The sequence below is a fragment of the Caulobacter sp. GW821-FHT10C03 genome, from assembly GCF_059415485.1.
In genome coordinates, this window is sequence record NZ_JBWKNI010000023.1 from 70,817 (window position 1) to 79,936 (window position 9,120).

The 9,120-nt window shown below is 65.7% G+C and carries 4 protein-coding genes and 1 pseudogene; all 5 read left to right on the top strand.

Annotated elements, in window-relative coordinates:
• Positions 1-49 precede the first annotated feature (49 nt).
• Positions 50-733 carry a hypothetical protein gene (locus tag AC07NG_RS22375; RefSeq protein WP_494596426.1) on the top strand — a complete coding sequence of 228 codons (684 nt, stop codon included), beginning with the start codon at positions 50-52 and terminating at the stop codon, positions 731-733.
• Positions 734-842: 109 nt separating this feature from the next.
• Positions 843-1,232 (top strand): hypothetical protein, encoded by a 390-nt coding sequence (locus AC07NG_RS22380; protein WP_492855602.1) that lies wholly within the window; start codon positions 843-845, stop codon positions 1,230-1,232.
• A 160-nt stretch (positions 1,233-1,392) separates the two neighbouring features.
• Positions 1,393-1,929: a single-stranded DNA-binding protein gene (gene ssb, locus AC07NG_RS22385; protein WP_494596427.1), complete on the top strand. Its 537-nt coding sequence runs from the start codon at positions 1,393-1,395 to the stop codon at positions 1,927-1,929.
• Positions 1,930-2,141: 212 nt separating this feature from the next.
• The gene (locus AC07NG_RS22390; RefSeq protein ID WP_492855601.1) at positions 2,142-3,035 is read left to right on the top strand and encodes a hypothetical protein; all 894 of its coding nucleotides are present in this window, start codon (positions 2,142-2,144) and stop codon (positions 3,033-3,035) included.
• 1 nt (position 3,036) lies between these two features.
• Positions 3,037-9,120, top strand: a pseudogene (locus AC07NG_RS22395) (hypothetical protein); the annotation flags it as partial.

Below are 9,120 nucleotides of genomic sequence, written 5' to 3' on the forward strand. Positions count from 1 at the left end.
GGCCGCCGTGACGCTTGAAACCGTCATCGACGCGTCGTAGCCAGGGGGCATGGAACTTCTCAAAGATCGACGCGTGCTGCTGGGCGGCGGAGCGGCCCTGGCGGTGATCGCGGGCCTAGCCGTGGCCTTCACGCTGATGGGCGGCAAGGACCGCAAGCCGGCCGAGGATCCGCCGGCCTCGCGCGGCGGCCTGATCGTCGAGACCGGTCGTTCGGATGACACCAAGCTGAACGATCCGGCCCGCCCGCTGCGCTGCTTCGTCGGCGGCCAGTTCGTGGGCGAGACCACCCTGGCCGAATGCGCCAAGAAGAACGGCGTGGCCACCGGCGCCCTCGACGTCGGAGTCGACGAGACCGGGGCCCTGGCCGCCGCCGACCAGGCCGGCACGGTGCTGACCCCGCTGCCGCCGCCGGCCGTGGCCGCGCCTGTCGCCACGCCCGCGGCGACGCCGGCCGCCTCGGGCGCGACCTCGGCGCCGAGCGCGCCCCTGGCCGTCTGCCAGCGCTATCTCGGCGGCCAGTGGAACAAGCTGCCGGGCGAGATCACCCAGAACGCCTGCATCCAGCAGCTCTTCGCCGGCAAGTGCGAGCGTCCGGGCGGCGCCACCTACGGCCGCTGGGGCGACGAGACGCTGCGCCTGCTGCCGGGCCGCGTCGAGGCCTCGTCCGACAACCGTTCGTTCCACCTGGTGGTGGAGCAGGCCGCCAACTGCGCCATTCCCAGCGTCGGCTAGAGCGCAGCAGGGTCAAGTTTGGGCGGTTGATCCGCCCGGGCCGCGCTATGGATATTTGAATGAGAGCCTTTCCCGCGGGGAAAGGCTCTTGGGCCGAAGGAGTTTTCTGATGCGCGTTTCCCCCATCGCCGCCGTCCTGGCCCTCGGCGTCGCCGCTGTCGGCCTGTCGGGCTGCGTCAAGGCCACCCGCGCGCCTTTCGACCAGGGCGTCTGCAACCACGTCATCGAGAAGAAGGACGGCACGCTGCAGTTCAACCCGGTCGAGCGCAACGTGCCCAACATGGAGACCTGCGCCGCCACGCTGGAAGGGATGCGCATCCGCTTCCTGCGCATGGGCCTCCGCAAGGAGCAGCTGACCGGCTCCTACCAGGGCAAGTTCATCTTCGTGGAACGCGAGGGCATCTATCTGGGCGACAGCTACGAAGGCGCCCGGTTCATGTCGCTGGTGCGCACGGGCGACGGCCGTCTGGCCGTGCCCGGCGCCTTGCCGGCGCGCTAAGACCGTTTCCGGGAGGCGAGGAGAGGGCGGTGGATAACCGCTCTCTGTTCACAGGAACGTTTGGTGAACAATTCTTGATTTCCGCCTTGCTGAGTCGTTAACGTCTCCGCTCGAGATTCCGGCGCATAGGGTCGCCGGGCGAGAACAGGGCATTCGCCAAATGGCTGGCAGCGTCAACAAGGTCATCCTGGTCGGCAACCTCGGGGCCGACCCCGAGATCCGCACCCTCAATTCGGGCGACCGCGTCGCCAACCTGCGCATCGCCACGTCCGAGACCTGGCGCGACCGCTCCAGCGGCGAGCGCAAGGAAAAGACCGAGTGGCACCGCGTCGTGATCTTCAACGACAACCTGGTGAAGGTGGCCGAGAGCTACCTGCGCAAGGGCTCGACCGTCTACATCGAGGGCGCGATCCAGACCCGCAAGTGGACCGACCAGCAGGGCCAGGAAAAGTACTCCACCGAGATCGTGCTGCAGAAGTTCCGCGGCGAACTGACCATGCTGGGCGGCCGTGGCGACGGCGCCGGCGCTGGCGCTCCGTCGGGCGGCTATGACGAAGGCTACGGTTCGGGCGGCGGTGGCGGCGGCTACGGCGGCGGCCAAGGCGGCGGCAACTTCGGCGGCGGCGCTCCGCGCAGCCAGCCCAGCGGCCCGCGCGAGAGCTTCTCGGCCGACCTGGACGACGAAATCCCGTTCTAAGGGCTCGCCTGAGCGCCTGGATCTGAAGACGGCCGGTTCCGCGAGGAACCGGCCGTTTTTCTTTGGGCGCGCGCAAGGAAGAGGCGACGGGGCGTCAATTGTGCAGTTTCCGTGAATTTCGAAGGCTCATCGAATTGAAGTAGTATTTCTCAATTGCAACCAAACGGCGATCTCGCCTACGGTCTCGCTTGTACAAATCAGTGAGGCGTAGCGTGGCCGGTTCGCTTTTGGGTATCGAGTTCGTCGCCGATCGGCGAAGCGGTGAGACGTCGAGCGGCGGCGGGTTGCGGCGCGCCGTGCAAACACCGCCCGCAAGGCGGCCGGGGGCGTCGGCGCTGACTGTCGTCGGGCTGTTGGCCTCGCTTTTCACCGTGCTGGCTCCCTTGAGCGCTTGCGAAGCGCAGCCGCCGTCTCCTCCGCCGTTGGCCAAGAAGTTCAAGCCCCAGGTGGATGTCCTGGAGGCCTTGCTCTTCCCCGAGGGGCAGGACCTGGTCGTCCGTTTCGACGATGTGATCGTCGGTCAGGGGCGGCCCTTGACCGCCACGAAATGGGACCCGCCCGGCCCGAAGACGCGGGGGTCGCTTGAGATAAGAACTTTGCTGGGGGGCGATTTCGTCGAGGCCGGCACAGGTCTCGCCAAGGGGCGGCCGGCGAATTTCGTGCAGCTGTACGCGCCGTCCCTGCAGCCGTTCGCCGGCCATCCCGACCAAGTGTTGCGAGTCGCGTTCGGCGATGGCGCGGCGGAGCAGTTGAAGGTCGTGGAGCGGCCGGGCTGCATCGTCGTCGCAAGTCACGACCATGGGCGTATCAGCCGGATGGCGAGCGTCACCGAGGCGGACGCCCTGAATCACACAAGTGGAGAGTCCGGTCGCTCCGACGAGATCCGTGCGCGGGTCGAGGACTGCAGGACGCGCGCCGCGGCCGCGGCCGTGGGGGCGTGGGGCGTTTTTTCCGCGCCGGGCGAGGCGGTCATCAAGGTCGATGGTTCCCCCGCGACCGGTCCCGCCGCCAGCCTCTTCGATGAAGAGGTCGCCCGGGCGCTGCCCAGGATTGAGCCGGGCCTTTCAAAGCAACGATTTCACGAATTGACGGCCGGAGGAAACTGAGATGGCGAAGCGTAATCCTGCCAACGAAATTCCCGCTTATCTCAAGGCGCTGAACAACTATGCGAAGAAGGTGAATCTGCTCCTGCAGACTCCCGAGAAGCAGGCCCAGATCGTCTATGCCTTTACCAAGAGCTATTTCGACAATGATCCTGGCCTGGGGGTGTTCCGCGTAGACAGCCCGGGCGTCGATCCCGCGATTTTCAAGGGCGCCCTCATCAAGGCGGTCAAGCGGTACGCCGCGGCGCTTCCTTTCGATGTCGGGGCGGAGATAGGCTACGATCCTCAAACCGGCGGCGTGACGCTGTCGGTCGAGGGCACCTACAAGAAGCAGGGCGTCAAGTCGGTCGTCACGCTCGGCGGCACCAAAGCGATCGATCTCAATACCTTCGGGCTGGCGGGCCTCGATGGCGAACTGGGCAACCTGCTCAAGCTGGGCTTGAAAGTCTACAGCAGCCCGTTCGACGAGACGATTTCGATCGAATACAGCTTTGGTGGTCTGGGGCTCACCAAAACATCCGCCATCGTCGTTGGCCGCGATGATGGGTTGGTGACCTCGACCCTGTCGGGGTGGATCCGGGACTCGATAAACAACAATGGTCTGCCTCAGGACAGCTTGAAATACCAGGATGAAATCACCGAGCGAATGCTGGTGAACATCAGGAATGCTGAAAGAACGCATACGAATTACGACCTGGCCGCCGACCTCGCCGCGCAGATCTTCCTGAAGACGCAGCCCAGGAGGACCGAAAATACGATCACGCTGTACTGGGCTGAGGGAAAAATTACCGAATACTATGTGCAGCGGACGCGCGACCGTGTGACCGGCGCCGCGACGCTGAAGGTTTCCTACGTCGACAAGTCGATCACGACCGTAGGCACCATGGTCGGCGAGTTCACGACCGAGGCGTTCTATCAATACGATCAGAAGACCGGTGCGATGCTCGGCCGGTCCTACAGGTACACCCGGAAAGCCGATGGCGTTCAGTTCATCGACTTGGCCGGAAGCGGCGATGTAAAGCCTGCGACGGCGGATCTCATTCAGGCCTTCCGCCGCCGAACGGACTCCTTCTGCTTCCTCGCCGGCACGGAAGTGCTGATGGCCGACGGCTCGGTCAAGTCGATCGAGCATGTCCGCGTGGGCGACCAGGTGCAGTCTTTCGACGAGACCGGCGCGCTGCAGGCGTCGACGGTCGTCGAGATCTATCCTGGGGAGGCCAACGAATGGCTGCGGTTGCCCAATGGCGTGGAGGTTACGCCTGGGCACTCCTTCCTGACGGAACGCGGCGATTTCCAACCCGTCGGCGAAATGGTCCAGCAGGGCGTGAAGGCCGTGGCCGCCGACGGCGGGGCGGTCGATCTGTCCGGAGCCGAGGCTATCTCATCCGAAGTCGCCGTTCCGATCTACAACTTCGAGGTCGCTCTCACCCATACCTATATTGCCGGTGGACTGCGCGTGCACAATACGTCGCGCCCGCCGAGCCTGTCCGATGACGCCGGAATATGGAGTGCTCCGAAGTTCATCTCCAACGGCGTCTACGAATACACGACGACGGACGAGAACGGGACCTGGACCTACCGCACCCACGACGCCGACGGCGACGGGGTGGTCGACTACACGACCTATGAGGTCGAGCGCGCCGGCGGTTGGAAGGAACGTGGTCGTCTCGGCACGAGCGAGGACGGCGTCGTCGCTACGGTGCTGCAGGAAATTCCGCCGGTGCGGTTCGCCGATTTCGCTCAGGCGCTCGGCAGCGCGCTGGGTTCCTATCTCGGCAATGGCAACGTCGCGACCAGCGTCGCCGCCAGTGCGGTGCTGGGGGCGGTCGGCCAGAATATCGGCCAACTCATCGACCTGAAGCACGGGCTCGATCTCGGCTTCCACGCCAATGGCGAGATCAAGAAGGCCTTCGCGGACTTCAGCCAGGATCTCGGCCAGGCGTTCCAGGGCGCGGTCGCCGGGCAGATCGGCAGCTATCTTTCGCTCGAGCTCGGCAAGGCGCTCGGCCTGTCCGGTTTCGGGGCCGAACTGTTCCAGAGCGTCGGCGGAACGATCACCTCGACGATCATTGGCAACGCCATGGGCGGTCGCGCCCTGTTCGACGGCCTGCGGGCCGCCGAAGCTTTCGGAACCAGCACTTCCGCCGCCGCCGCTGGCGGCTACAGCGCCGGCGTTCTCGGCAGCGCCATCGGCAGCTTCTTCGGTTCGAAGCTCGGCTCGATGGTGGTTCCGGTGCGCACCCAGGCAGGCGCGGCGTTGTCTTCGCTGGGCTCGACCCTGGGAACGATCGCATTCAGCAGCGGGACCAGCGCCGGCATCGTCTCTACCTTCGCCGCGGCGATCCATGCCCAACTGGCCGCGTCCTTTGGGAGAATCGCCGCCTCGATCCTCGTGCCGGGCATCGGGGCCTTTGTCGGCTTCGTGATCGGCGCGCTGATCGGCAACCTGTTCGGGCGCAAGAAGCCGAAGATTCCGACGGCCAGCGCCGAAACCGTGTTGCAGCTGCCTTACGCCCGATACGAGGTCGGCAGCATCGTCACCGCGAACGGAGGCAACCGAGCGCTCGTCACCTCGATGGCGACCCTGGCGCGCGATACGCTCAATGGCGTCATCGGCATGGTCGCCTATACCGACGATACCGCCTACGTATCCAACCTGAACGGCTACAGCACGACCCAGATCTACGGCCACACCGGCAACCAGATCTATGTCAAGGTGAACGGCGTTCAGAAGAACTTCGGCTCGTCGGATGAAGCCGTCGGCTATGGCACGGCCATCGCCATCAAGAACACCAAGATCGTCGGCGGGGACATCTTCGCCAAACGGGCGATCAGCAACTCCCTGGCCACGGACATCACCGCCTTGGCCAGCGACATCAATCTCGCGGCCGAATACAGGCGCTACCTGGAGTCACGCTACGAGATCAACGCGCTGATCGCCGCCAGTCCGACGACCGAATTCGCGGCCGGTTGGCTGATCGAGCTGAATTCGATCTCGGAGCTGGGTATCGGCAAATGGTCGACGTCGGACTTCTACGGCGGCCTGCGCGGGTTCCTCGACAGCTTCGACCTGAAGAGCCGCAAGATGGGCTACGAGGACGTCCGCGTCTTCGCCGTCGGCGACGGCATGGAGATCCAGTCGCGCAAGGCCGATAGCGACGGCCTGTTCTCGATCCTGTCGCAATCGCAGGCCGGGCCGGGCGACAACGACGTGCTCAACGCCCGGTTCGGCGACGGTCTGGCCGGCTGGGACATGGCGACCTGGCAGGTCGGCAATCCGCAGCGCGGGGTGAACCTCAACGCCGACTGGTCGGGCAGCGGCAACGACGTCTTCTGGATGCACATGCCGGGCACGCCCGCTTCGGGCTCGGTCATCGACATGCGCTCGGCCGTGATGGTGTCGTCGGGGGGCACGGTCTACGAAGGTTCGGTCAAGGCCGCCCAGCATCGGGGCACGTCCCAGATGTACATGGAGTTCTACGACGCCAACATGAACCTGCTGAGCGTGGCGTTCATGGGCGGCTCGGGCCTGGAAAGCGGCGCCTGGCACGGCGATCTGGCCAACTTCAACACCCTCAGCGGCACGGCCACGGCTCCAGCCGGCACGGCCTATCGGCGCATGGTCCTGCGCCTGGTCGCCACTGGCGGCGAAGCGCCGTTCGGCTTCTTCACCCAGCCGACCTCGCGGCCGGCCGGCACGGCGACGTCCACCTGGGACACCGAAGGCGAGGTGCTCAACATCGAGGACCTGTCGCAGATCGGCTATGCGATCACCACGCCGGGGGCGACGACCTCGGGCAACGACCTCATCGACCAGCGCCTGAACACCGGCGGGGTGGTGATCGACGACAATCACACCGAAACCGAGATCACCTACGAATACATCTGGAACGGCTGGGACTACGAATACATCGAGCACGTCAACTCGGTCACGGTCTCGGGCGGCGACGACATCTTCGTCGGCGGCCAGGGCGGCGACCAGCTCTACGGCCGCAGCGGCTGGGACTGGCTGGATGGCCGCGGCGGCAACGACTATCTCGATGGCGGCGACGGCAACGACACCCTGCTGGGGCGGGGCGGCAACGACAGTCTGGTCGGCGGTTCGGGCGACGACTACCTGGCCGGCGACACGGGCGATGACGGCCTCTATGGCGGGGTCGGCAATGACGTCCTGGTCGGCGGCGATGGCGCCGACACCCTGCAGGGCGAGGACGGCGACGACACCTTCATCCTGACCGCGGACTACACCTGGAACTGGATCGTCGGCGGCAACTTCAACTTCAGCAGCGATCCGAACGGCAAGGACACGGTCAGCGCCGAGCGGTTCACCTTCGGGGTCACGCTCGACCTCGACGTGCGTCCCGCCGACTGGAACGGCAACCCGGACACCGCCATCGCCAATCCGGCCAGCCGCCTGCTCGAAGTGCGCAGCGCCGACGGCTCGCAGTGGTACAGCAGCAACGGCCTGATCAATATCGAGAACGCCACCGGCTCCGATTACGATGACCGGCTGTTCGGCTCGGCCGGCAACAATGTGCTCAAGGGCCTGGACGGCGACGACGAGCTCTATGGGCGCGAAGGCGACGACATCCTCGAAGGCGGCGCGGGCGCGGACCTGCTGGTCGGGGGCGGCTATTTCGACACCGCCAGCTACGAGGGCTCGTCGGCGGGGGTCTATGTCGACCTGTCCACGGGCGATGCGTTCGGCGGCGACGCCGAGGACGACATCCTGCAGGAGATCGAGAACCTGCGCGGCTCGCAGGCCGCCGACCAGCTGAAGGGCAACTTCTTCCACAATCGCCTGGAGGGCCTGGGCGGCGACGACTGGTTCGTGGCCACCAACGGCGAAGACACCTATGTCGGCGGCGAGGGCAAGGACTTCATCGACTATTCGGAGGGCTTCGCCAACGGGACCTCGACCTATCAGGTCTGGGTCGAGGACGGTTACTGGGAATATGACCAGTGGGACTACTCGCAGTACTGGGTGTCGACGGGCGGTCACTATGAGACCACCACCACCACGGTCGCGGCTTTGAACATCAACCTGGGCAGCGGCTACGCCCAGGTGCGCGGCGTCGACGGCACGGTGTCGAACCACACGCTCACGGGCGTCGAGGGCGTGTTGGGCACGGACTATGCCGACACCATCGGCGGCGGCGCGGCCGACGAGACCTTCATCGGCGGGGCCGGCAACGACTATCTCTACGGCGGAGGCGGGGCCGACACCTATGTCCTCAACCGCGGGGACGGCTCGGACACCGTCGTCGAGGACAGCGCCGGCTGGAACGTGATCTCGTTCGGGGCGGACGTGAAGTTCTCGGACATCTGGGGCGGTACGGCGGGTGGCGCGAGCGGCTGGCTGGATCTGGGCATCCGGGGCGACGCCCAGGTGCGGATCGGCGCCAATTTCTATCCGACGGCGGGCAACAACAAGATCAAGTCGATCGACATGGGCGGCGCTTCGCAGCTCGATATCGGCTCGGTCAACTTCGGCGTGGCCAGCGACGACAACTCCACCACCCTGGTCGGCAGCAAGACCAATTCCGACCTGATCATGGCGATGAACGGCGACGACATCGTCTGGGGCGCCCAGAGCGGCCAGGTGGAGAGCAACGGCAACGTCGTGATCGGCGGCCTGGGCAACGACCAGATCCACACCTCCAACGGCGACGACCAGTTCGGCTACGACCGCGGCGAGGGATTGGACATCATCTGGGACACCGGCGGCGAGGACACCCTGGCCTTCGGGGCTTCGGTGGCGGCCGGGGACGTGATCTACCAAGTGGTCGGCAACGACCTCTACATCGCCGCGCGCGACCTCTCCAACACGGCGCTGACGGCCAGCCAGGTCGCCGACCGGGTGCAGATCGTCGGCGGCGGGGTCAAGTACGTGACCATGGACGGCTACTCCAACACCGTCCTGTACGAGAGCTTCAACACGGTCGAGTACGTGCTGGCCGGCGGGACCTCGATCGACCTGCGCAAGCTCGACATCGCCTGGACCCAGTCGATCACCTACAACTACGACTACGCCTATCCGATCGCGCTGGACCTGGACGGCGACGGGCTGGACCTGTCGGCGGTCGAC